Origin of the sequence: Bifidobacterium sp. MSK.13.1 (assembly GCF_019131435.1) — a bacterium.
Classification (GTDB): Bacteria; Actinomycetota; Actinomycetes; order Actinomycetales; family Bifidobacteriaceae; genus Bifidobacterium; species Bifidobacterium pseudocatenulatum.
Map to the genome: position 1 here is coordinate 135,511 of NZ_JAHOMM010000001.1, position 23,289 is coordinate 158,799.

The 23,289-nt window shown below is 55.9% G+C and carries 17 protein-coding genes and 2 tRNA genes; 6 read left to right on the forward strand and 13 right to left on the reverse strand.

The features are described 5' to 3' along the window. Positions 1-5: 5 nt before the first annotated feature. Entirely contained in the window at positions 6-1,682 is a 1,677-nt protein-coding gene (gene lysS / locus KSY55_RS00580) for a lysine--tRNA ligase (RefSeq protein ID WP_004219939.1), read from the reverse strand. Between the two features lie 95 nt (positions 1,683-1,777). On the opposite strand from lysS, the gene KSY55_RS00585 reads away from it, so the two are divergent. The 4 genes from KSY55_RS00585 to KSY55_RS00600 all read left to right on the forward strand — a co-directional run bounded on the left by KSY55_RS00585 (position 1,778) and on the right by KSY55_RS00600 (position 6,236). Then, a tRNA-Pro gene (locus KSY55_RS00585) sits at positions 1,778-1,851 on the forward strand. Between the two features lie 166 nt (positions 1,852-2,017). Then, positions 2,018-3,205, forward strand: coding sequence for an MFS transporter (locus KSY55_RS00590; RefSeq protein ID WP_065439477.1), 1,188 nt, complete (start codon positions 2,018-2,020; stop codon positions 3,203-3,205). Between the two features lie 187 nt (positions 3,206-3,392). Further along, positions 3,393-5,510, forward strand: coding sequence for a DUF4037 domain-containing protein (locus tag KSY55_RS00595; protein ID WP_229030079.1), 2,118 nt, complete (start codon positions 3,393-3,395; stop codon positions 5,508-5,510). A gap of 78 nt (positions 5,511-5,588) precedes the next feature. Further along, positions 5,589-6,236 carry a DUF4125 family protein gene (locus KSY55_RS00600; protein WP_118269145.1) on the forward strand — a complete coding sequence of 216 codons (648 nt, stop codon included), beginning with the start codon at positions 5,589-5,591 and terminating at the stop codon, positions 6,234-6,236. Positions 6,237-6,450: 214 nt separating this feature from the next. Here the strand turns inward: KSY55_RS00600 and KSY55_RS00605 are convergent, their stop codons facing one another. Further along, positions 6,451-7,026 carry a DUF3784 domain-containing protein gene (locus KSY55_RS00605; RefSeq protein ID WP_065439474.1) on the reverse strand — a complete coding sequence of 192 codons (576 nt, stop codon included), beginning with the start codon at positions 7,024-7,026 and terminating at the stop codon, positions 6,451-6,453. A gap of 2 nt (positions 7,027-7,028) precedes the next feature. Then, positions 7,029-8,951, reverse strand: a complete 1,923-nt coding sequence (locus KSY55_RS00610; protein ID WP_095279186.1) for a PspC domain-containing protein — start codon at positions 8,949-8,951, stop codon at positions 7,029-7,031. A gap of 113 nt (positions 8,952-9,064) precedes the next feature. Here KSY55_RS00610 and KSY55_RS00615 point away from each other — a divergent pair, with 113 nt between their 5' ends. Together KSY55_RS00615 and KSY55_RS00620 are read left to right on the forward strand one after the other, a co-directional pair. Next, positions 9,065-10,681, forward strand: coding sequence for an ATP-binding protein (locus KSY55_RS00615; protein ID WP_118269144.1), 1,617 nt, complete (start codon positions 9,065-9,067; stop codon positions 10,679-10,681). Then, positions 10,678-11,364: a response regulator transcription factor gene (locus tag KSY55_RS00620; RefSeq protein ID WP_065435508.1), complete on the forward strand. Its 687-nt coding sequence runs from the start codon at positions 10,678-10,680 to the stop codon at positions 11,362-11,364. The genes KSY55_RS00615 and KSY55_RS00620 overlap by 4 nt, the downstream gene beginning before the upstream one ends. A 17-nt stretch (positions 11,365-11,381) precedes the next feature. On the opposite strand, the gene KSY55_RS00625 is transcribed toward KSY55_RS00620, so the two are convergent. The 10 genes from KSY55_RS00625 to serS form a co-directional block, all read right to left on the reverse strand. Further along, positions 11,382-12,164 (reverse strand): GntR family transcriptional regulator, encoded by a 783-nt coding sequence (locus tag KSY55_RS00625; protein ID WP_034880493.1) that lies wholly within the window; start codon positions 12,162-12,164, stop codon positions 11,382-11,384. Between the two features lie 33 nt (positions 12,165-12,197). Next, entirely contained in the window at positions 12,198-13,562 is a 1,365-nt protein-coding gene (locus KSY55_RS00630) for an aspartate aminotransferase family protein (RefSeq protein WP_034880491.1), read from the reverse strand. A gap of 224 nt (positions 13,563-13,786) precedes the next feature. Beyond that, entirely contained in the window at positions 13,787-15,280 is a 1,494-nt protein-coding gene (locus tag KSY55_RS00635) for an amino acid permease (protein ID WP_118269143.1), read from the reverse strand. A gap of 187 nt (positions 15,281-15,467) precedes the next feature. Further along, positions 15,468-16,538, reverse strand: a complete 1,071-nt coding sequence (locus tag KSY55_RS00640) for a phosphotransferase enzyme family protein (RefSeq protein ID WP_117501966.1) — start codon at positions 16,536-16,538, stop codon at positions 15,468-15,470. A 279-nt stretch (positions 16,539-16,817) separates the two neighbouring features. Further along, positions 16,818-17,378, reverse strand: coding sequence for a cysteine hydrolase (locus KSY55_RS00645; RefSeq protein ID WP_118765457.1), 561 nt, complete (start codon positions 17,376-17,378; stop codon positions 16,818-16,820). Between the two features lie 36 nt (positions 17,379-17,414). Continuing rightward, a complete protein-coding gene (locus KSY55_RS00650) occupies positions 17,415-18,866 on the reverse strand; it encodes a cytosine permease (protein ID WP_004219971.1) in 1,452 nt (483 codons plus the stop codon). A 115-nt stretch (positions 18,867-18,981) separates the two neighbouring features. Further along, a complete protein-coding gene (locus tag KSY55_RS00655; RefSeq protein ID WP_217749418.1) occupies positions 18,982-19,983 on the reverse strand; it encodes a PfkB family carbohydrate kinase in 1,002 nt (333 codons plus the stop codon). A gap of 53 nt (positions 19,984-20,036) precedes the next feature. Continuing rightward, positions 20,037-21,053: an ADP-ribosylglycohydrolase family protein gene (locus KSY55_RS00660; protein ID WP_195523604.1), complete on the reverse strand. Its 1,017-nt coding sequence runs from the start codon at positions 21,051-21,053 to the stop codon at positions 20,037-20,039. Positions 21,054-21,495: 442 nt separating this feature from the next. Next, a tRNA-Ser gene (locus KSY55_RS00665) sits at positions 21,496-21,580 on the reverse strand. 322 nt (positions 21,581-21,902) lie between these two features. Beyond that, positions 21,903-23,189 (reverse strand): serine--tRNA ligase, encoded by a 1,287-nt coding sequence (gene serS / locus KSY55_RS00670; protein WP_217749419.1) that lies wholly within the window; start codon positions 23,187-23,189, stop codon positions 21,903-21,905. Positions 23,190-23,289 lie beyond the last annotated feature (100 nt).

The window sequence follows — 23,289 nt, forward strand, 5'->3', positions numbered from 1 at the left end:
TTGCCTTAATTCAGCGGCTTCACTAGCGGGAAGGTGATGGTTTCGCGGATGGTGGCGCCGGTCAGGGCGATCAGCAGTCGGTCGATACCCATGCCCATGCCGCCTGCCGGAGGCATGCCCACGCCGAGAGCCTCGAGGAAGTCCTCATCAATATCGCAGGCTTCTTCGTCGCCCGCGAGCGCATCCTTGGCCTGAGCCACGAAACGTTCACGCTGCACAACCGGATCGTTCAATTCGGAGTAGCCGGTGGCCAGCTCGAAGCCGCGCACATACAGATCCCACTTTTCGACCACGCCGGGCTTGGAACGGTGGCCCTTGACCAGCGGGGAGGTTTCGACCGGGAAGTCACGCACGAAGGTCGGCTCGAACAGCTTGTCTTCGTAGAAGTGCTCCCACAGGTGTTCGACGAGCTTGCCGTGGTTCTCCACATCGTCGCGTTCCACACCGAGCTTGTCGGCAATGGCACCGAGATGTTCCACGGAAGTACCCGGATTGTCCGGGCCGCCATTCGGCACGATTTCCTCGCCGAGCGCTTCGGAAAGGGAATCATACATGCTGATGGTCTTCCATTCGCCGCCGAAATCGTATTCGGAACCGTCGAGCAACGTCACCTTGTGGGTGCCGAACACGTCCATGGCGGTGTCTTGCACGAGCTGCTTGACGAGCGCGCCGATGGTGTCGTAGTTGCCGTAAGCCTGATAGGCCTCAACCATGGTGAATTCCGGAGCATGGGTGGCGTCAACGCCTTCGTTACGGAAGTCACGGTTGATCTCGAACACGCGGTCGATGCCGCCGACCAGGCAACGCTTGAGGAACAGTTCCGGCGCGATACGCAGATACAGGTCAAGGTCGAACGCGTTCATGTGCGTGGTGAACGGACGTGCGGCGGCACCGCCGTGCACGGTCTGCAGCATCGGAGTCTCGACCTCGAGGAAGTCGTGATCGGCGAAGGTCTTGCGCAGGGAAGCAACGGCCTTGGAGCGGTTGCGCACCATATTGCGCATCTTCTCGTCGGCGATCATGCCGATGTACGGCTTGCGGGTGCGGGTGTCTTCGTTCAGGTCCTTGTGCAGGGCCGGCAGCGGCTGCAGAGCCTTGGCTGCAATGGCCCATTCGGTGGCGAACACGGACAGTTCGCCGGTCTTGGAGGCAATCACACGACCCTTGATGAACAGGTGATCACCCAAGTCAACCAGCTGCTTGAACTGCTTCAAGGAATCGGCGCCAATCTCCTTCTTGGAGATCATGCCCTGGATCTTGGTGCCGTCGCCAGCGGAAAGCTGCACGAAGCACAGGCCACCGGCGTTACGCAGGAAAAGTACGCGACCGGCGATGCCGACCACGTCTTCGGTTTCGTCTCCGGCTTCGAGCTTGCCGTCATACTTGGCGCGAACCTCTTCAATGGTGGCGGTGACGTCCAAGGTCACCGGGTACGGCTGAATGCCGTCCTTAAGCATCATGGCACGCTTGGCCACACGCATCTGCACCTGTTCCGGATGCGCCAGCGGGCCGAATTCCTTATTGCCCGGATCGACGGCCTCATCCAGGGTGGCGCCGTCATTGATCTTGGCGTAGATAGCCGCATCCTGCTGCAGCAGCATTTCGGCGCGCTCCACCGTAGTCATAGCGGGAACGGCAGCCTCTTCATTCTGATTTTCTTGCGATTCGATGGTCTCACTCATAAGCCCACAGTGTACCGAGAAGCCACTACACCACACGCGACACGCCGTATTTGCATTACCTAAGCAATCGTGTAATATTTCCAACTGTTGCCAAACGGGCTGTAGCGCAGCTTGGTAGCGCGCTTCGTTCGGGACGAAGAGGCCGCGGGTTCAAATCCCGCCAGCCCGACAACTCAAGGCGGAACTTCGGTTCCGCCTTTTTTATTTCCAGCGCATCAGCGGTGCAAAACAGCATATGCGAGACGCAACCACCTGAAAAATCAAAAAACACGTAATACACAAGCGCGTAAACAAGCGCGCACACCAACACGCTTCACATTCATGGAGGAGAGACTGTGAAAAGAAGCATTCTGGCTTTGGCTTCCGGCGCCTTTATTCTTGGTGCCGCCGAATTCGTGATGATGGGCATTTTGCCTCAGACAGCCGCCGCCATGCAGGTCAGCATTCCTGCGGCAGGCCATTATATTTCCGCATATGCGATCGGCGTGTGCGTGGGCACGCTGATTCTGGTGTTCGGCCGTAAGGTACCGCCGAAGAATCTCATTATTCTGTTCATGATCATCGCACTGGTCGGCAACACGTTGAGCGCGGTTTCGTTCAATTCCCCCATGTTGTTGGCCGCTCGTTTCATTTCGGGCTTGCCGCATGGCGCGTTTTTCGGCACGGCCACGCTGATCGCCAAGACGTTGGCCGATAAGGGCAAGGAAGCGCAGTCCGTGTCAATGATGGTGACGGGTCAGACGGTTGCCAATATGTTGGGTGTGCCTGCGGGCACATTGCTTTCGGAAATGCTGTCGTGGCGTTTGGCGTTTGCGATTCTTGCCGCTTGGGCGTTGATGACGATGGTGTTGGTGATTGCGTGGGTGCCGTTCGTCGCGCCGATCAAGGACGCTGGCATTAAGGGGCAGTTCCGTTTCCTCACTCACGCCGGTCCGTGGTTTATTCTCATGGCGGTGTTCTGCGGTAATTCCGGTATTTTCTGCTGGTGGAGCTACGTTTCACCGTGGCTGCAGAAGGTCGGTGGATGGGATTCTTCGCTGGTTCCCCTGTTAATGGTGCTTGCCGGTTTCGGCATGGTGATCGGTGGTATTGCGGGCGGTCGTTTGACTGATTTGTGGAAGCCTGGTGCCACCGCCGGGCTTTCGCAGGCCATTGCCACGCTTGGCTTGTTGCTGGTGTTCTTTGTTCCTGGCAATCATGTGACCACCGCTCTGCTGACATTCCTGATTGGTTTCGCACTGTTCTTCAACTCGTCTCCACAGCAGCTGCTGATGGTGCAGGCCGGTGAGGGCGGCGGCGAGCTGATTGCGGGCGCGGCCGTGCAGATCGCGTTCAATTTTGGCAATGCGGTTGGTTCGATCGTTGGTGGTGCCGCATTGACGGCAAACACCATGAACTACCATTACACCGGTTTGGCCGGTGCTCCGATCGCTTTGATCGCGGTGATTATGCTGGTCACCTATTCGCGTCGTTACGAAACGCATACGGGTGCTACGGAGCGTATGCGCGAAGTGCATGTCTGACATTCGACAGTCAGTTATTTCGATTATTTCTGTTATGTAACGGGATATCTCATCACAATTATTGTGATGAGATATCCCGTTGTTCTTTGTACGACGTATCGCATGTTCCCCATCTTTCGTTGTTTCGCCGTCTGCGATGCCGTCTGCGGTTCGGGAGATGATGGAAGTCACCGATGAAGGGATTGCGATGGCAGACAGTGATGTCAATCTGAATATGAATAATTGCGATGACGGATGCGCAACATTTGATGTACAACAATTTTTGCGTGGTCTTGATGCGATTTTCGATGCGCATAAGGCTCCTGAACAGGCTGAACCGTATCTGCAGAAGGCGCGGACCGAAGCCGAACACAGTCATGATGACGCCGGTTTGCTGACGGTGTTGAACGAAACGATGGGGTTTTACCGTTCGCAAGGTCGCCATACCGACAATCTGCCGATTATCCGCGAATCGTTAAGCATTGCGGATCATTTGCATCTTCAGGAAATCGACCCGCAGGCGTGGGCTACGACGCTGATCAACGCGGCCACGGGCATGCGAGCCGCAGGCCAGTACGAGGAGGCCGAACAGCTGTACCGTCAGGCGCTTGACGCGGCCACGTCCGCCTTCTCCCCCACCGACCGACGCCTGGCCGCGCTGCATAACAATATGTCCATGTTGTACAGCGAAACCGGTCGTCTCAATCAGGCGAAGCGCGAGCTGGAACAGGCGCTGGACCTGTTGGAGCAATCTTCCCCCGATGCGAGCGCTGACATCGACGTTGCCTCCACGCACACCAATCTTGCATTGCTGCTCCTGCAAATGGACCGGTATTGGGCGAGCGATGCCATACAGCACGCCCAGAAAGCGTTGACAATCTACCGTACCGGGCATTTGGAACATAGTGCGCATTATGCTTCGGCGCTGGCCGGCTATGCGCAGGCCTGCTATATGGCCGGCTGCCTGCAGGATGCGGTTTCCGGCTATGAGCATGCGTTGAGCGTGATTGAGGAATGCTACGGACGCAACACCGACTACTATCACACGACTGCAGTCAATCTTGAAGTGGCAAAACAGGCGTTGCATAAGCACATGCCATCATCTCATAAAACGCGGGAATCGCAAGAATATCAAGAATCGCAAGAATCCTTGGAATCTCAGCATTCACCGAAATCAATCGAATCTCAGCAATCAAGTGAACCGCACTATATGACGGAATCCGGCGCATCTTCGATTCCTGCGATTTCTCACCATATTTCGGGACTTGCTTTGTCTCGCGCATTCTGGAATGATCTCGGCAAACCGTTGCTTGCCGGCGCATATTCGGCATATCAGGGGCGGATTGCCGCAGGTTTGGTCGGTTATGGTTCGGAATGTTTCGGTTTCGACGATGAGCTGTCGCGCGATCATGATTTCGCGCCGCGTTTCTGCCTGTGGCTTACCGATGAGGATTATGATGCGATTGGCGAGCAATTGCAGGCTGATTACGATGCGTTGAGTCGCGATTTCACTGTTGCCGAGCAGGGCAAGCCGCATTTTGCAGGGCATGGTTCGGCTAATTCCGACGCTCTTGCCGCATCTCAATCGCCACTTACGCCGCGTGCGCAAGGCGAGTTCCGCCGTGATGGCGTGTTTCGTATCGGCGATTTTTTCGAGCGGATCACGCTGTTTCGTGAGGCTCCGGCGCAGAACGATGTTGCATCTTGGCTAAGTTTGCAGGAAGATACGTTGGCCACTGCCACAAACGGTCAGGTGTTCGCTGATCCGTTGGGGGTGTTTTCCAAGACTCGGCAGGGGTTCAAGTTCATGCCGGAAGATGTTCGACTTTCCTTGATTTCCCGCCGTTTGGGCATGATGGCTCAGGCGGGGCAATACAATCTGCCGCGCATGCTGCAACGTGGCGATGGTGCTGCTGCGATGTTGAGCATTCATGAGTTCGTGAACGCCACGGCTTCGTTGATGTTTCTGATCAATGAGCCGGTGAGCGTTGGGTATCTGCCGTATTACAAATGGCAGTTTGCTGCCATGCGCAAGCTGAGCCGCCGTATGGCAACAAGGCTGGCCGGCGTGTGCGAACAGTTGGAAGACATATTGCGATTGAGTTCCGCCGCATGTTTCGGCGGTGCCGGTTTCGGTGAGGGCGGCAAGGGTGCGAAGCCTGCGGCGGAGCGCATTATCGCCACTGTTGAGCGCATCTGCAGTGATGTTGTGGATGAATTGCTGCGGGAGGGATTGACCGAATCCCACGAAACGTTTGTGGAATGGCAGCGGCCGTATGTTGAGAACCATATCAAGTCCGACGCGAGTTGTCTGCACAGCCTGTGACGTGCCTGCAGTCAAAAAATCCATCGCAAGCATTGCAAATCAGAGCAATAATCAGACGAAATCAAGAATCGAAATCATATGAATAGCAGCGTAATTTCAGATGTAATAGACGGTCACGATACAGCAAATCTTGTTGAATCCATTATCAAACTGGAGTGGAATCAGTTTCAGCAAACCAATAATGAGGGCGGCCGCGCGTCCTGCCAAGGCAATTGGTCGATGTTTCATCAGATGCGTGCCAGTCAGTTCATGACGTGGCCGGAGGAATTGCTGCGTAGTTACCGGTCGGACTTGCAGGAAGCCGACCGTGTTGGACGTAATTTGGTGACGGAAAAGTATGGTCGCATGATGCAATCCACATATCCACAGGAGTATTGTGCAAACATTGCGCCGTATATTCCCCGGATTTCCGCGAATCGCAACGCCTTGCAGGAAGGCATCATAACAGTTCAGGTGTCGTGGGCGCGTGATTTTCGTGAGCGTTTTCCTCATCTTGGCGAGGCGATGCGTGTGCTGACCACTGTCGAAGATACGCCAGAGACCACGTCGTTCGAAACGTATCTGCGCGGCGAATTGGGCACCTATTCCGACCGTACCGTGGCGTTGTACCACGATTTTGTGGAGCGTTTGCGGCATGAGCGGCGTAATCTCACCGAAGAGACGATTCGCAATACGGTTCGTTTGGCTGGATTTGAGGATTTGGCACAGGCTGAGGCCGCACAGTAAAACACAGTGAAAACACACCGTGAAAATTACTGAAGACTGCAATAAACCCCGTAAATCACCATAAAAAATGACCACCATGGTACGACCAAAATCCAACGTCAAGATGGAAAAGCAAGTGTTGGATTTGGTCATGCCATGGTGGCCACGTATTTGTTCGCGATGTCAGCCTCGATTTCGTCGGTGCGGCTGATATCAGGGGTTATTCAGCCGATTCTCACGATCGTTCCGAAACCGGCGACTTATCCGAATCAGTCGAAAAGGCCGTGGCATCCGAGCTATGGGGAGCGTCGAATGGATCGTCGCTGTCCGCATCGCCTCCATTCTTGGATCGGTTTGAACGCACCGCGCTGACTATCGCCCAGATCACGGCGACGGCGATAAGCAGCACGCCGATGCCTCCGAGCAGGAATACGAAGAACTGTTTCGGATCGCTGGCCCACCACCAGAGATTCATTGGCACATGTATGCCGCAAAGCAGCGTCACCACCCCCATGAAGCACGTGAACACGCCGAGCGCGATGGTCGAACCGCTTCTTCCGGAAGGTCTGATGATGTCGTCTCCAGTCTGCCGATTCTTGCGCCCATCATTCGCACCGGCTACCGAAGCGGTATAAGTCGGAACGCCTTGCGCTGGAGCGGATTCCACGCGCGGCTTATCATCCTGCGTTGCACGCCCACTGCGCTGCGACTGGTCATACGTGGACTGCGCATCCACGGTATGCAACGTTTCGGTAGGCATATCTCCGGCATCAGCCATGACCGGCATTTCCTGGGTCTTGTCGTCGCTCATGGTCACTCCTTTCCCGCTTTGCCCAATGTGTTGTCGGACGCATACTGCACCGCGACGCTGCCGCCGACCGTTGCCATAGTATTGATCCGCAGTCCGGTTGGCATGACCGGAGCCTTGCCATCATCGGTGAAGCACGGCCAATATTGATGATTGTCGTAGATTTCGCGGTAGGCCTTATCTACATTCCCGTCTTTGAAGGGGGAATCGGTCCTAGTGGAATCGGCGCCGGTATCCATGCCATCTTCCGTATCGGTCTCATCATCGAAATCCTCGATGCCGGATTCGTCTCCGTACGAGCCGCAACTCCGATCGTAAGTTCCCAGCGCACGCTTTTTCACTACCGATTTCGTGGAATCGTTGCCCATAAGCGAGACATAGATATTGCCGGAATCCAACGTGAGCCCGTCCGAACTGCCGACGAAATCGGTGATGTTGTAGAAATTACCGTCAGACCCGAACGCCCACCAGCAGCCGTTCGGCAAGGTCACCACGACCTGTGCGCTTGAGGCCACCACATTCAACGTTCCTGTAGGGCAGGAAGTCGTGCCCTGTGTGCCATCCTGAAGATCCACTTTGTGCGGACCGTTGTTTTTCGCGTAATCGCTTAAGTCGATATGCAGCACGTCGGTGGCGTAATCATCGCCTTGCGCGACGATGCCCTGCTCGTATTCGCTCATTTCACTGGCGGTGGAGCCCATGGTGGTCATTCCCGACACATTGACCCTTTTGTAGGATGAGGGAATGCTCGTGTCAATCCGATAGCTGAACAGCGAATAACCCGCCAAAGCCATCACCATGACCAACGACATGAATACGGATATCCATGTCAGAGGATGCAATCCTCCCGTTCTTCTGCCCGCGAATCCGAGCGCGACAATAACGATTCCCGTCACCAGACAGATGCCACCGACGAATGCCGCGCATGCCTGCAACGTGTATTCGGTGCCCCGCTGCCCGCCTTGAACGCCGTACGTCATAATGCACCATACGCATAGCGCGCATGCGATCATCGTGAGACCGAACATCATCAATACCAGCAGTGGACCAGCCGGCTTACGGCGCCCCCTTCTTGGCTGCGTAGGCGTCTGCGCCACCGGGGCTACCGGAGCGGTGAATGTTGGTGGAACATTGGCCGTGGCAAAAGCGGCCGGACCATTGGCCTGCTGTTGGTAGGCATGATACTGAGGCTGTTGAGGCTGAGGGCGCTGAGGCTGAGGCGATTGCGATTCCGGTGACGAAGCCGTGTTGGCCACCCCGTTATATGCGCCGCTCGCCTGCATCGGCTGAGTATAAGGATTCGATTGCGCTGGAGACGGCGATGCAGGAGGCACCGGCTGTCCGTACGAAGGACTTCCATATTGAGGCTGACCATATTGCGGTTGACCGTACGGAGCCTGACCATACGGGGGCTGCTGCCACTGATTTGGAGGAACATTCGGCGCATAAATCTGCCTATTGAGCAGAAGCCACAGCACCAACGCGGCCAACGCGAAAGCAAACCATCCTGCCCCCGGCAAACAGATGGCAACAAGGCAGCACAACAGCGCGCCAATGCAATTCCAATCCCACTTGCCGTTAATCAAATCCTCAGCAAGAATCTGATTGTCGCGCTCATCCGGCAGCACAAACCACGCCAGGCCATAGAACGCGGCACCCGCGCCGAAAAACAGTGTGGCAACCACCATAAGCGCACGAACCAACGTGGTATTCCAACCAAGACGACGTGCTATGCCATCGCACACGCCGCCAATCCAACGGTCATGTCCACGCTTGACCTGGCTGGAACGAATCCACGCGAAGAAACGGCCGCCGCGGGAAGGTTGCGGCGAACCGTACGCAGGCTGCCGATGATACGGCTGTCCAGCAGAAGGCTGCGGCCCTGCGTTGCCGCGATCGCCCAGCGGACCATTGTTTGCATTGCTCATGGTTCCATTACAGCAACTCGCGCATGCCACATGTATCGGGGAACACCCTGAATCTGCCCTGAACACTATATGAATGCCCTGAAACGGCGTCCCTTACAAGGCACAATAGAAGTATGAAATCCTTAGGAAAACCGTGGTATACGCAAAGCCAATACGACCAGGCAAGCGCCGTATATATGCGCTACTGCTGCGATCAAGCCCTGCATGAGGGACGTCCGCTGCCGACGCAGCCGGCCAAACTGCCGTTGATGCGTCCTCCATACGGACGCATGGGAGCCGGCGTATGCAAGGCGATCAGCATGCATTTGGGCATTGCCGTGCTATGGGTGCGCCTGTTTTTCCTCGCCACCACATGTCTGTTCGGTTCAGGGCTCATCGCTTACATTTTCCTGTGGATGGCACTTCCCGTGGGAGACCCCATACAGCAGACGTACATTATTGCCGGCAAACGTTCGCCATGGCAGGCACCGCTTTCCCGGGGCAACATGCCGTACGGGATATATCCCGTTTCCCCGGAATATCAATCTTTTACAGCTCCGCAAGATGGTCCGCACCCGCAACCACCATCTTTTGAAGATACGACTGCATGCAACGACGGAACGCATGGCGATACGCAATCTTCCAGCGAAAGTCTTGAGCAGACACTGAAGAAAGCACCAAAACCCGCTTTGCTTGCATTAGCTGGTCTGATGCTGCTTTCCATCTGTTTCGTCATGTTCGCAGGCGGTGTTGAACGCACTCTGATTGTGCCCCTGCTGCTTGGTCTGGTCGGTATCGGCGTCTCTTGGTTGCGTTTCAACGCCGAAGAAGGTCAACTATGGACGATGCTTGGCGGCATTGCGATTATTTTCGCCGCATACGCTTTGTACGTCAGTTCCTGCATGCATTTTGACGCGTTTTCCATGATTCGCATACTGTGCGCCGGTTTGGCACTGCTGATTGGCGTATTGCTTGCGATTGTGCCATGGATCATGGCGCTGATTCGCGATTTGGGTACGGAACGCGCATCGAAGGAACGCGAAGAGGAACGTGCCGACATGACCGCGCATCTGCATGATGGCGTACTGCAAACGTTGGCGCTGATTCAGTTGCATGCCGACGATCAGCAGACGGTGTTTTCGCTGGCGCGTTCGCAGGAACGCGAATTGCGTGAATGGCTGTATCAGGAACGCACCACGTCTGACCGTTCCGTGAACGCCGGCTTGAAAGAAATCGCCGCACATGTGGAAGACACGCATGGCAAGCCGATCGAAGTGGTGACGGTGGGCGACGCACGTCCAAGCGCGCAAACCGATGCGTTGCTTGACGCCACGCAACAGGCGCTTATCAATGCGGTAGCGCATGGAGGAGAGCCGATTTCCGTCTACTGCGAGGCAAGCAGCAAACTGGTGGAAGTGTTCGTGCGCGACCATGGCAACGGATTTGACGTGAATGCCATCCCCGCGAATCGCCTTGGCATTCGTGAATCGATTATCGGACGAATCAAGCGTCGTGGCGGTACAGTGGAGATAGTATCGAGACCGCAATGGGGCACGGAGGTACGCATGCATATGCCAATCGCAGACATGCCCGCATCCGCAGCCGCCGACACGAATGCGCAGCAATCGCACGAGCCGCAAAGCAACTCACAACAAACCGATTTTCCCAATCACCATAACCGTCAATCCAACAATCAACGTACCAATCAATTCAGCAATCAACCTACCAACCATTTCGAGGAGCAGCAATGAACGAGCAGGAACAGCAGATCCGCATCGCCATCGTTGACGATCATGAAATGTTCCGTGCGGGCGTTATCGCAACGCTGCAGCCGCATTTCGACATCGTCGGGCAAGCGGCCGATGTCGAGGGATCGGTGGCGATGATCGCGCAGACGAAGCCGGATGTGGTGCTGCTTGATGTGCATGTTCCCGGTGGCGAGGGTGGCGGCGGAGCTGAAATTCTCGTGAAATCGCGCGCATACTCCCCTAATACCGTGTTTCTGGCGCTGTCGGTGTCTGATTCGCCGCAGGATGTCGGTTCGGTGATTCGTGCCGGAGCGCAAGGCTATGTGACAAAGACGATTTCCGGCGATGATTTGATTTCTTCCATCAAGCAAGTGCATGAGGGCTATGCCGTGTTTTCGCCGAAATTGGCGGGATTCGTGCTGTCCGCTTTCCAAAATGGCTCACCGGCTGGCATGGGCGGCCCTGCAAGCGGACCGATCCACGATGACGAGCTGGACCGCTTGTCGAACCGTGAGCAGGAAGTCATGCGCTTGATCGCGCGCGGCTACACGTACAAGGAAGTGGCTGCGGAACTGTTTATTTCCATCAAAACCGTGGAAACGCACGTCAGCTCCGTACTACGCAAACTGCAGCTGTCAAACCGCACCGAACTCACCCGCTGGGCCGCCGACCGCCGCATCGTATAACCGAAGAATCTTCCGGCTTATTTCGTCATATTCTGCGTAGACGTTGCGGACAGGCGTACATAGCCGGAATGATGCATGGTGAATCGCATGCGATCAGCGATATACACGTCAGTGGCACGCTCGAACGGGCATCCATCCGACGCATAGGCGATCCGGTGAATGCGCATCAGCGGAGTTCCCGCCTCGATCTGCAGCAGCTCGTTCTCCTGCTCGTCGCCGACCACCGATTCCAATGTTTCGTCGACATTGCACGGATACACACCATAATCACGTTCGAACATGGTGTAGAACGGGGTCGTCAAATCGCGTGTAAGGAACAGAGGAAACAGATATGCCGGCAAATGCGACCGTTCCAACGAAAGCGGCCGATTTTCGATATACCGCAATCGCGTAATGTCGTAGATCATCGGATGCTCGCCCGGTAATCGCAGCAAACGCACGTCGGAAACGGAAGCCGGGGCAATCACCGCCTGCAATACTTTCGACGAAACGCGCATGCCTTGTCTTCGCGCGATCGTCGGCAATGATTCCACCGTGTTGATATTGCGTTCCAAACGTCCGTCCGATATGACGATGCCCCCGGCACGACCGATTTTGCGGATGATTTCATGATCGGATTCCAACACGGTCAACGCATTGCGCAAATCGGAACGGCTGACGCCAAGACTGTCGGCGAGCGCCCGTTCCGATCCGAGTTTCTCTCCGGGAAGAAGCTCCTGTTCACGAATGCGAGCGCGGATACGGTAGACCAGTTCGCTCGTAGCGCTTCGCGTGCGCCTGATGCCGGTATGATCTTCCATATCCGCGCCCTTTCTTTATGGTTATCTGTCGTTTTACAGCTTCAATGTTTCCAGAGTCTTCATGAATCCATCCATGAACCAATCCACATCGGATTCGCTGAACACCAGCGGCGGGCGCAGCTTGAGGATATTGCCGTAACGGCCGCATACGGAGGTGAGGATGTGGTTGTCACGCAGGGTTTCGAGGATATCGAGCGCTGCCTGCTGGTCGGGATCCTTGGTGCCCGGCTTGACGATTTCGCAGCCGATGTACAGGCCCGCGCCACGCACGTCGCCGATGCAGGGGTGTGCCGGCATAAGCGACGCGACGGCATCCTTGAATATTGCGCCGACCTTCTTGGCGTTGCTCATGGTGTCTTCGTCACGCATCACGTCAAGCACCGCCTGGGCCGCGGCCATGCATACCGGGTTGCCGCCGAAAGTGTTGAAGTAAGGAATGGAGCCTGCGAACGGTTCAAGTACTTCGTGGCGGGCGGCCATCATCGACGTGGGCAGACCGTTGGCCATGGGCTTGCCGGATGTGACCAGATCGGGAACAATGCCTTGGCGTCCGAATCCCCAGAATGCGTCGCCGGTGCGAGTGAAGCCCGGCTGCACTTCGTCGGCGATCCATACGCCACCCAGTTCATGAACGGTGTCGATCACCGGCTTCAGATAGCCGACCGGATCGGGGTACACGCCGTCGGAGGAGAAGATGGAGTCGGCAAGCAATGCCGCAAACTTGATGCCATGACGTTCCATATCGGCAACGGCCTTGCGCACTTCGCCAGCCATCCAGTTGCCGAATTCCTCGGCGGCGCATTCCGCGGCAGGCTTGCCGTCAATGACCAAGCGGTAAGTGTCCGGCGTGGGAATCATGCGCATGGTCAAGCCAAGCGTTTGCGCGGTGCCGAGCGCTGGGGAAAGCTTGGAGGTGAGTGCCGAATTGCCATGGTAGGCCTCGCTGGTCACGATCACGCCTTCGCCGCCAGTGTAGGTCTGTGCTACGCGAATGGCCAGATCGTTGGCTTCGGAACCAGTGCACTGGAACATGATGCGGTCAAGTTCGTCAGGCATGGTGGAGAGGATATCTTCCGCATAATGCAGGATGTTCTCATGCAGGTAGCGCGTGTGGGTGTTGAGCATCGAAGCCTGCTGGGTAAGTGCATCCACCACGCGCGGGTGACAGTGGCCGACGGATGCGACATTGTTGTACACGTCCAAGTATTCCTCGCCGTCGGCATCCCAAAGATGCGAGCCACGGCCCTTCACCAGATGCACTGGATTGCGGTAGAACAAACGGTAGGCCGGACCAAGCACGTCACGCTCTTCGGTTAGTTTGCGTGTTTCTGGGTCGAGCGCGGCCGCCATTTCCGGACGGAAGCTATTGGTGTCCATGATGGTTGATCGAGTTGCCATGATTCCTTCTTTCGTTGGCTTCCTGTGGCGTTACCCACACGGTAACGCAGTAATGTTGAGTGGCTGATACAGCGCAGAAACAAACCATTTCCGCTGTTTTCCACCTATTTGGTTGACCTTTTTACATATTTCCGATGATTGAAAAAGGCCGCATCCCAGATGAACACGGCCTTGGCAATATCGTTTTATTTCAAGAAAACGAAACGATAATCGCAGAAAATCAGTCAGTCTTCAGTCTTATATGCGACCTTTCCGCCGGAAGCGGCGAACTCTTCTTCCGGAGAAAGCACCAGGTGCTTACGTCCGTAAACCGCGAAGAAGATGGTCGCGAGAACGTAGATGACCACCATGGCGTAGACGGCCAGTCGATAATCCGGGTTCAGCAGCACGGCAACGAAAATGCAGAATGCAAGCAAACCTGCGATTACCGCGCCCGGCATGCCGAACGGGCTGGTGAACGGACGCTTGATATCAGGCATCTTCTTCCTGAGGATCACATAGGAAACCATCTGCAGCAGATATGCCAGCACCGCACCCCACACAGCGATGTTCAACACCACCGAACCGGCGCCATCACCGCCGTACGCGATGATGAACAGGGCTGCGAAACCGATGATCGCGCCGACGACCAGACCCCAGTACGGCGTCTTCTTCTTACCGGTCAGCGACAGGAACGCCGGATAATAGCCTGCACGGGACAGTGAATACAGGTTGCGGCCATACGCGAACATAATGCCTTGGATGGAAGCGAGCAGACCGATCAACGCGAATGCGGACAGCACCGCGGCGAGATTGCCCGGCAGAATCGCACGATAGCCATCCAGCAACGGCTCATCGGAACCAGCGAGCGCTTCGGAACCGACCACAGCCGGGTTCAGGAACACGATGATCAGCGCGGACAATCCCAGCGTGAAAATGCACAGGCGGGACGACTTCGGAATGTTCTTTTCCGGCTCACGCACTTCCTCTGCAGCCAGAGGCAGCTGCTCAATACCAAGGAACAACCACATGGCGAACGGCATGGCGTAGAAGATGGCACCTGGGCCGAACGGCAGGAACGCGGAGTTGCCTTCGGTAGGCATGATATTGAGCAGCGTGGAGAAATCGGCCTTACCAGTGGCGAAAGCGCCGATACCGAACAGTGCGACGATGGCGAGCGCGGCGATCGACACGACTTCGGCGAAACGGAACGACGTTTCGGCGCCCAGCCAATTGACCACTACGAAAATCGCATACAAGGCAAGCCACCAAACCCAAGCCAAGCCATGATCGTCAAGCGAATATCCGGTCAGGTTCGACAGGATCGCATCAGCGTATGCCGACGAGAAGTAGACGATGGTGGCTGCGGTCATCACATACTCGATGGTTTCCGCAAGGCCGGTGAAGAAGCCGCCCCACGGACCCATGGCGGCACGCGCGAAGGAATACGCGCCACCCGTGTGCGGCATGGCCGACGCCATTTCGCTGATGGAGTTGAGCATAAGCACGTACATGAGGTACACCACGATGGCGGCCACCAGCATGCCACCCCATCCGGCTTGGGCGATGCCTCCGTTCCAGCCGGAGAAGTCGCCGGAGATCACCGCGGAAATGCCGATGGCCCATAGACCGAACGCTCCCGCGGTTCGCTTAAGCTGTCGTTTTGCGAAATAGTCCTTGTCGGTTTCAACGTAGGTCACGCCGCCTATCGATCGTCCCGAAACAGTTGACGCAGTCATTGTAATCGCCTTCCTCTCTTATTGTTCGGCGAGTTATGCCATTGATTCCTCGTTTGGTTGGTTGCGGTCAGATGTTGTTAAGTTATAAAAATTGAGATTTTCGTAATTGCGTATTTTTACGTGCTTACGATTGGATTTCTTGGATTGTCTGGTTTCTGCGTAATTACGCTTGTTTCATGCAACTTGCCTAATGCAGCAGCCAGAGCGGATCCTCAAGATAGTTTTTTGCGCACATCACGCTGCCGGGAGCCTGCTGTGCAGCGAGACCGTCGGGCAGGGCATCCTCACGGTGGCTGGTGGTCCAGCCGAGCATCTGCATGCGTCGGATCATGGAAAGCGCGGACATGATACGCAGTTCCTCATCCGTGAACGAACCTGCGACGCGCTGGTATCCCTTGACCCACGCCTTGGCAAGATCGGGAGCATACGGTTCATGTTCGATGAAACTCAGCGATGAAGCGTAATCGTAGAGATACCAGCTGTATCCGGCATCGTCGAAATCGATGACGGTCAGTCTCCCGTCATTGCCGCGAATCACGTTCGACGGGCGCAAGTCGGCATGGATAAGCCCCCAAGTTTCGTTGGTTCTCGGCACTTTCATCACCACGTCCATGGCCTTCCACAGCGCGGTGTCGCACAGCTGCTTCTCTTCGTCGGTGAGATTGGCGTTTTCCCAACGTCCCCAACGCGGTGCCGGACCAACCATGTTCGAAAGATCCCAATTGAAGCGGGTGAAACCGTACGGTTTGCTCCACGTGCGCGACTGCTCATGGAATTTCGCAGCCCATTCACCGATCGTCTCGTAATACGGTGCAGGATTCTCAAGATCTTCCAGCACGGTTCCTTCCACATATTTCGTGGAGATCACCGTCCAGCCGACACCGTTCAGATCAGTGATTTTCGTTACGAACGTGCCACGGATGGTGGGAACCGGATTGATCAGGCTGATATCTTCGATATCATGCAACGCATTCAACCAGCTGATTTCCGACGCCACCGCCTCGGGACCTCCCACATAGCCCGGCTGCGAGACACGTACCACGCCTTGGGGCTCGCCGTCCAGCAACAGCAGGAACGTCGCGTTCTCGGATACGGTGATGAGGTTGAGTTGCGCCCGCTGGTGGTCGATGCCCCAAGCCGCGCAAACGCCTTGGAAAAGCCAGAATGGTGCGGGGCATCCTTTGGTGAGCCCACTGAAAGTGTCTAGACTGACCGCTTGCGTAGGATCGTCAAGCAAGCTAGTGATCTGCTGTGCCATGGTGGCCTCGATTCATACATGGGATTTTTCCTGTGAGAGACATGTCCGTCAGTAAAACCTCTTCACGAAACTGTCGATACCCACGATTGTGCCGGAATCGTCCGTTACAATCACCACCGCACTGTTACGCCGCAGTTACAAAAGCGCACCGCAAGATTAATGGCTCATTACCGATGCCAGCCGAGCATCATCCAAGTTTTGGCGCAATATGCACGACATACAAAAAAGCGGGGTTTGCTGAGCAGAACTCAACAAACCCCGCAGAATCAAAGTCCTTACCTATCCTACGATGGAATCAGTATCAGTGACGGTGACCAGCGGCGTGAACAATGCCATGGTGCTCAATGCCATCTGATGGTTTTCTGGCGAACTGCCTGCACAAGCGTCAGCAGCAACGCGTACCGCTACACCATTGTCAGCCGCGGCGAGCACAGTGGTAAGCACACAGCAATCGGTGGCGACACCACATACCGTGATCTTTTTAGCGCCTTTAATGGCTTCGCTCAGCACGCTTCCCCACTTGCCAAAAGTGTCGCAACTGACCACGGCATGGCCCTGCGCCAATTCCGCGGTATCCGCGGTGAGATCGTACATCGGATCGTCGGGAGCAACCAAAAACTGCGGCCAATCTTTGAAATAATCAACCCAAGCGTTTTGCGGTGACTCAGGCGCAACATATCGCGTATAGACCACACGATCGCCGAACGCCTTAGCCAATCGTGCGAACGCTTCATCAGTAGTGTGATAGGAGCCGTCCGGGCAAGCCCATGCGGACCATTCACTTTCCGCAAAAACACGCTGCCTGTCGATAACTACCAGCCATTCATCTTCCGCAATCATGACTTTTCCTTTCCTTGTATTATCGCAATAAGCAACTCATGCTTCCGAAACCGGCAGATCAGCTTCCTGCTTGGCAATATCGCCACGCTGGAACATCAACGATCCCGCAAGACCAATAATCAGCGCAACAATCACACCAAGATTGGCGGCAGCCCAACTACCTTCTTTGCCACCGATAAGGAACAGCAGATACCCCTGCCAGTTCAGCCAGCTGGCGGCAGTGTTGACCACCAATCCCCAACCAAGCACGGTACCGACGACAAGAATGGCGAAAGACTTACCGTTCCACGCACCGTAACGCCCCTTCGGATCATACAAATCAGCGGTGCTGTAATCCTTCTTGCGAATGATCACATCGGCCACGAACATGCCGGCCCATACGGCCATCGGCACACCGAGCGTGGTCAGAAAGCCTTGGAACGGGCCAATGAACGTGTCGGAGAAGAAAGTCACGTAGACCACACCAAGCACAGTCAAAGCGGCGGTGAGCGCGGCAGCCACGGTACGCGGCAACTTCACACCGAACGACAGCAGCGCAAGCCCGTTGGAATAATTGTCCATAATGGAGCCGGACATCAAACCGAGCACGGCCACAATGGTGTACGGAATCAAGTACCAGGTCGGCAGAATGGAAGCCATGGCTCCAATCGGATCATTTCCAACGTTTTCCGCCATGTCGGCATTGGAAACCGCGAGCAGCAGACCGTAGAAAATCAGGAACACATTGGCAATGGACGCACCGAATGTGGTCCAGAACACAATGCCGCCATTGGAGGAGTTGCGCGGCAGATAGCGCGAGTAATCGGCAGCGATATTCACCCAGCCCAAGCCAAAGCCGGTCATCACGAAGAAGCAGCAGCCGAGCATGGCCGGCAATGATCCCGCCGGAACCGAGTCAATGGCGGAAAAGTCAATATGTCCCCAGCCGAGGATAAAGAAACCGACGGTGATCACACCGGTCACGATGGTGATGACCTGCTGACAACGCATAATCAGGTCGTATCCGAAAATACCTGCGACCACCACAAGGCCGACCACCACAATGGTGGAGATGATCTTGGGCGCGACACCAGAGCCCCAACCGAGTTTTTCGATGGTGCTTGATAATGCCAACACAGCGGTGGTGGTCAGTGAAATCTCCCAGCCTAATGTGGCGATCCAACTCAGAGCCGCTGGCACTTTGGCACCTTCCACGCCGAACGTGGCGCGGGTGAGCACCATGGTGGGCGCGTTGCCGCGTTTGCCCGCGATGGAAATGATGCCGACCAGCAGGAACGAGATGACCACGCCAATAATGGTCATGGCGGTGGCCTGCCAGAACGAAATGCCGAAACCGAGCGCCCACGCGCCGTACGACATGGCGAACATGGAAACATTGGCAGCGAACCAGGGCCAAAACAGACTGGCCGGCGTGCCCTTACGCTCCTCTTCGGATATGGTGTCGATACCCTGCTCCTCGATGGAGAGGGTCCCTTTCTCATTGCTCATGTGAAACTAATCTCCTTGAATCTGCCGAGCAACGCCGCGGGCAAGCGACATGCACGCCGCGTCAGCGCAATCGTGCACATGATATAACCACTTATAGTCATTTGTACCATAAGTCTTAGAACGCCCTTCCTAGGAGCCGCTCAACCTCCTTTCGATCAGGGCAGGTAGCCGGCCCTGATCGCGTTACAGACAACGCCGAAGCAGCATTGGCGCAACGTACAGCCTCCTCCAACGGCACGCCTTCGCACAGCAGGGCGCACAACACACCCGCGTGACAATCACCAGCGCCATTGGTATCCACCGCTTTCATTGGAAAACCTGGAATTCGCAGCACTTCGTCACCGGGAATCGCCGACCACGCACCATCCGCGCCCACGCGAACGATTACAGGAGATTGCAATCGATCGCACAGCCACGCAACCGTCTCCTCATTGACATTCGCACTCTCAATCTCTTGCAGCATATCCCGCGAAACCTTGCAATCGCAAGAATCGCCACTATCGAGCGCCGCCAAACGTTGCGCAATCAACGTTGCCTCGCGTTCATTGCACGACCATATCGGACGATATGCGAGCATCACACGGAAAACGTCATCATCAACTGCCGAGATCATCGGAGAAGGATCGAATACCGCAGTGAACTCACGATGTTCAGTCGTTCTTTTCACAAAAGCAAGCAGCGCGTCCGCAGTGTGATGCACCAACGTGTATCCGCTCACATGCACGACATCCCGCTTTTCTGGATTCACAGAATCGAACGCATCGGCACTGCCGTACGCTTCTGCGCCCCTCGTCGAAATGAACGTCCGTTCAGCATTCGCGTCGGTCAACGCCACGCAAAATCCCGAATCGTGCACGGCATCCCGCTTGCCGATATGCTGAATTTCCTGATTTTCCAACGTTTGCAGAATCTGCGAAGCCCACGGCCCCGTACCAATCACACCAGCATGAGATGCCTGAACGCCCATGCGGCGCACGGCATACAGCGTGTTGAAGCTGGCACCAACCTGCGTTTGCACATTGCCGGCGAACACATCTTCACCCGCACGCGGCACCGCGTCCACATTCATGGTCAGATCGACAATAACCTGCCCAAGAGAAATAACTTTTCCAGTCATTGCGATGCCTTTCGCACTTCCGTCATAGTTTCGCTAACTACGGTTCCTGCAGATCAAACGATATTGACATCATTAAGCGCACTATCATCGCGTAACGCGCGTAGCGACGTAACAGTGCCGACCAAATCAAGGTGATTATCTTCAGCAAGTTGTGAAAGCACCTGATCAAGCATGGTTTTGTCGAAACCTTGCATACCATGCCACGCCCCCAGCATCGCGCCCGCAATAGCCGCAATGGTGTCAGTGTCGCCACCGATAGAAGCCGCGAAACACAAAGCATGCGTGGGATCGTCAAAAAAGCGCGCCGCAATGGCGAAAGCGGCGGCCACGGACTCGTTCGATTCCACGCTGGTACCGCAATTCCGTTGCAGCACAGCAGCGAATTCGTTGTCATTGAGCCTGCATCCATCAGTTTCGGCCCAATTCATGAAATATTGCACACGCGCAAGCACCGAAGCCTTTGCCGACCAATTGCCACGCTGTGGAAGCTTCCGTACGAATTCCACCGCGAGGTGCAAAAAGTCACGTTCTCCTTCAATGGCAAAGCTCACCGCCGCAGCCACCAAAGTGGTCGCTTCAATGCCCTGCACCGTGTTATGCGTCACCACACAGGATCGCCAGGCGGCGTCGGCGAGCGCTTGGCCTGGACGGAATGCGATGCCCACCGGCGTGGCACGCATTGCACCGCCGTTGGTGGTGCCGAATCGGCCGGTCTCTTCCAGACTTACGCCTTCGGTAAGTTTTTGCAGCGCTGCTTTGGTGGAAGGTCCCAGCAGGTCAAGCGATCCCTTGGCCTTCATCGCAGCTTCCCATTGCAGCAGATCGTGGGCGTATCGGGTGTTATCAATGCAGCCGTTATCGTCGATAAGTCGCCGTGCGAGTACGAAAGCCTGTTCTGTATCGTCGGTGACGGCACCAGCTTTCATATTCGGTGCGATCGGCTGCTGCGGCACGGCATTCATAAGTTTCGTGATCGGACCGTCGTAATACCGGCGAATCTGCTTGGCCGACATGCTTTGCGTAGGCATTCCCAACGCATCGCCCAACGCAAGCCCAGCCATAGCTCCCATCGCTCGTTCCTTCATTTGCATCCCATTCTCACGCATAGTCACAGCAGCCTTTCTCACAACTCAGCCTGATCGTACACCGAACAACATCACAATCCCTCCCCAATCCTTCCAGTCACTGGAAGAAAGTGGACATTTACAAGCCTCTCAACGACCCAAATCTTCCACCCACTGGAGAAAAACAGACGCCCACAAGCCCCCCAGCGGGAAAAATCCCCCAGTCACTGGAAGAATCACCCCGCCACAGACCATCCCAGCGACCCAAATCCTCCACCCACTGGAAGAATCTGGACGCTCACAGGGCTAACAGCGGGAAGATTGTTCCAGTGGATGGAAGAATTGAGACTTGGACGGTGCTGAGCCGAACTTGGGTGGAGTTTACCCGGATTGCAGCAACAAAAAAGGCTTACCGGGTGCTTAGAGCGCTCTCAGTAAGCCTTATAGGCGGGTAAGGCGAGATTCGAACTCGCGGAGGCTTGCACCTCAACGGTTTTCAAGACCGTCTCTTTAGACCGCTCAGACACCTACCCATGTGCATCACGCACGAAACGTTAATATAGCACAACCCAAAGAACGAGGGGAAGAAAGCGAGCAAGAACAAAGGAAAGAACGCGGCGAAAACAAAAAAGAAGGGACCCGCTCACCGCGAGTCCCTTCCCATAAGCCAGAAAAGCCAGAAATCGGCAAATGCCAAATGCCAGGCATCCTCAGACTTCCATATTTCGTATTGCAGAAGTCCGTTTCAGCAGTTTAGTAGCTCAGCAACTCAGTGGGACCGATAAACAAACCCGAGTTACCAAACTCCACGAGCAACCCAAGCTATCAGACTCTGCCAAGCAAACCCAAATTCTATCAGGCTTCCCACTTGGTAGGCTCGATGACTTCCTTGCCACCCATGTAGGCACGCATGGCCTGCGGGATGACGATGGAGCCGTCCTTCTGCTGATGGTTCTCAAGAATGGCAACCAGCCAACGGGTGGTGGCCAGCGTACCGTTCAGCGTGGAAACGGCGCGGGTGCCACCATCTTCCATACGTTCGCGAATGTTCAGACGGCGAGCCTGATATTCGGTGCAGTTGGAGGTGGAGGTCAGCTCACGGTAGCGACCCTGGGTCGGCACCCAAGCCTCGCAGTCGAACTTGCGGGCTGCGGAAGAGCCCAGATCGCCGGCAGCGGTATCGATGATGCGGTACGGCACCTCGACCTTGCCGAGCATTTCCTGCTCCATGGCCAGCAGGTGCTCATGCTCCTTGTAGGAGTCCTCCTGCTTGGTGTAAACGAACATTTCCACCTTGTCGAACTGGTGCACGCGGATGATGCCGGAAGTATCCTTGCCAGCTGCGCCAGCCTCACGGCGGTAGCAGGAGCTCCAGCCGCAGTAACGCAGCGGACCGTCAGACAGGTCGAGAATCTCGTTCTCGTGCATACCGGCGAGCGCCACTTCGGAAGTACCGACCAAGTACTGCTCGTCAGGTTCGCGCAGACGGTAGATTTCGTCGGCGTGGGAGTTGAGGAAGCCAGTGCCGCGCATCACTTCCGGCCGCACCAGCGTCGGGGTGATGGCCAGCGTGAAGCCGTGCTCTTCGGCCTGGTCCACAGCCATGGTGAGCATGGCGATCTGCATACGTGCCACCTGGCCGCGCAGGAAGTAGAAGCGGGAACCGCCGACCTTCACGCCACGTTCCATATCGATGCCGGCAACGCCACGACCGAGGGTCAGGTGATCCTTCGGCTCGAAACCTTCGGCTGCGAAATCGCGGATCTGTCCAACCTTCTTGACCACCACGTAATCGTCTTCGCCACCTTCCGGAGCTTCCGACTCAACCACGTTGGAGAGCTTCCACATGGCGGTGGTGTATTCTTCGGCTGCGGCGTCCGCTGCGGCCTTGTATTCGGAAACCTTCTGGGAGAGTTCCTTGGTTTCGGCAATCAGCTTGGCCTTTTCGTCGGCCGGAGCCGCGGCGACCTTCTTGCCGATTTCCTTCTGCTGCGCACGGGCAGCCTCGAATTCCTTCAGAGAGGAACGACGAACCTCGTCGGAGCGCAGCACCTCGTCGACCAGTTCGACCGATTCGCCACGCTTGCGCTGGGATTCCTTAACAACGTCAGCATGTTCACGAATGAATTGGATATCAAGCATGCCTCCTAGCCTAGTGCTGAAAGCCGACACCCGCCGCAGTCCTCTCATTTTTGTATACAACGTGCAGGAATCGTCGAATAAATCAGTCTTGATTCGCTTT

Coding starts and splice junctions, on each gene's coding strand:
- lysS (WP_004219939.1), bottom strand. CDS start 1,682: ATGAGTGAGACCATCGAATCGCAAGAAAATCAGAATGAAGAGGCTGCC.
- KSY55_RS00595 (WP_229030079.1), top strand. CDS start 3,393: ATGGCAGACAGTGATGTCAATCTGAATATGAATAATTGCGATGACGGA.
- KSY55_RS00600 (WP_118269145.1), top strand. CDS start 5,589: ATGAATAGCAGCGTAATTTCAGATGTAATAGACGGTCACGATACAGCA.
- KSY55_RS00605 (WP_065439474.1), bottom strand. CDS start 7,026: ATGAGCGACGACAAGACCCAGGAAATGCCGGTCATGGCTGATGCCGGA.
- KSY55_RS00610 (WP_095279186.1), bottom strand. CDS start 8,951: ATGAGCAATGCAAACAATGGTCCGCTGGGCGATCGCGGCAACGCAGGG.
- KSY55_RS00615 (WP_118269144.1), top strand. CDS start 9,065: ATGAAATCCTTAGGAAAACCGTGGTATACGCAAAGCCAATACGACCAG.
- KSY55_RS00620 (WP_065435508.1), top strand. CDS start 10,678: ATGAACGAGCAGGAACAGCAGATCCGCATCGCCATCGTTGACGATCAT.
- KSY55_RS00625 (WP_034880493.1), bottom strand. CDS start 12,164: ATGGAAGATCATACCGGCATCAGGCGCACGCGAAGCGCTACGAGCGAA.
- KSY55_RS00630 (WP_034880491.1), bottom strand. CDS start 13,562: ATGGCAACTCGATCAACCATCATGGACACCAATAGCTTCCGTCCGGAA.
- KSY55_RS00635 (WP_118269143.1), bottom strand. CDS start 15,280: ATGACTGCGTCAACTGTTTCGGGACGATCGATAGGCGGCGTGACCTAC.
- KSY55_RS00640 (WP_117501966.1), bottom strand. CDS start 16,538: ATGGCACAGCAGATCACTAGCTTGCTTGACGATCCTACGCAAGCGGTC.
- KSY55_RS00645 (WP_118765457.1), bottom strand. CDS start 17,378: ATGATTGCGGAAGATGAATGGCTGGTAGTTATCGACAGGCAGCGTGTT.
- KSY55_RS00650 (WP_004219971.1), bottom strand. CDS start 18,866: ATGAGCAATGAGAAAGGGACCCTCTCCATCGAGGAGCAGGGTATCGAC.
- KSY55_RS00655 (WP_217749418.1), bottom strand. CDS start 19,983: ATGACTGGAAAAGTTATTTCTCTTGGGCAGGTTATTGTCGATCTGACC.
- KSY55_RS00660 (WP_195523604.1), bottom strand. CDS start 21,053: ATGGGAGCTATGGCTGGGCTTGCGTTGGGCGATGCGTTGGGAATGCCT.
- serS (WP_217749419.1), bottom strand. CDS start 23,189: ATGCTTGATATCCAATTCATTCGTGAACATGCTGACGTTGTTAAGGAA.